Origin of the sequence: Flavobacterium sp. RSSB_23 (assembly GCF_051547145.1) — a bacterium.
GTDB lineage: Bacteria > Bacteroidota > Bacteroidia > Flavobacteriales > Flavobacteriaceae > Flavobacterium.
This window is the reverse complement of record NZ_JBPTTO010000037.1, coordinates 1-1,060: the sequence shown is the minus strand read 5'-3', so window position 1 is coordinate 1,060 and position 1,060 is coordinate 1. Positions and strand designations below refer to the sequence as shown.

1 protein-coding gene is annotated in these 1,060 nt (G+C 26.4%); it reads right to left on the bottom strand.

The genetic code is table 11. From position 1 onward, the window contains the following. Positions 1-136: 136 nt before the first annotated feature. On the bottom strand, positions 137-1,060 hold a 924-nt coding region (locus ACSVH9_RS16245; RefSeq protein WP_438064619.1), incomplete at its 5' end, for a hypothetical protein.

Genomic DNA, 1,060 nt, shown 5'->3' with positions numbered 1-1,060 from the left:
AACGTTCCCGCGCTACACGCAGGATGGGATTAAAGATTCGTAATCTTTCGGTTAAAAACAAATGTATCAAATACAAACTATTTTCAAATTAAACCAATTGCCCAGCTTGCTTGTAGCGTGTGTTGGCAGTAGTTTTTTATTCAATCCAAGTTATTTTTGATTCAATTAGTTTCCATTCTCCATTTTCATTTTTCAATATTGCTTCACCACCTTGATAAATCATTCTGAAATCAATTCTTGCATATTCCATTTTTTTGTCAAAAACTATGCGACTAACAATCGGATAAGAATAAAGTTGCCAATAACCGCCCCAATGTCCTTTATATATTTTTATAAAATTCTCTAAAAATGATTTTCTTTTTTCACTTTCATCTTTCGATTTTGCTGGTTGAATTATATTCTCATTACCAAACGGAATTTCATCATTACCTAAAAAAATATTCAACATTTTATCATAATCAGCAGTTAAATAAACAGGAACTTTATTTTTACAGTTAATCTTTGGATTAAAATTTATTATCGAGTCAGTTATTATTTCGTTTTGTTTTATATTGTAATCTTTATATGGACTAAAATTATCAAGCACATAATCAGACAGTTTGCCGTCTTTTCGTTCTAAAAATTTGTCTCGTTTTTCTTTATCTTTTATAATTCTATTAATGTATTTAACTGCATATTCGTCAATCTCTTTTTCTGTGTAATATATTTTGTTGGAAAAACAAATAAAGATTTTATTTTGAACAATTAAATATTTTGACTTTTTGTAAATATTGTTTCCCCATTCTGAACCACCAAGTTTTTTTATTTGTAATGGGTTATAAAAAATTGTGAATGAGTTATACACATTTTTTATGGTATCATTTTTTTTTAATAGCTCATTTTCAGTTATTGTTTGATGTTTTTTATTCCAAGTATCAAAAAATATTTTTAGTTCTTTCTTTGAATTTTGCTCATAAGATTTCATAAGAATTGTTTCAGCATTTTGTGCTTGAATTCTCATTGAAACTAGAAAGATAAATATGTAATTTACTGTTTTTTTCATAAAATTACTGCCAACGTT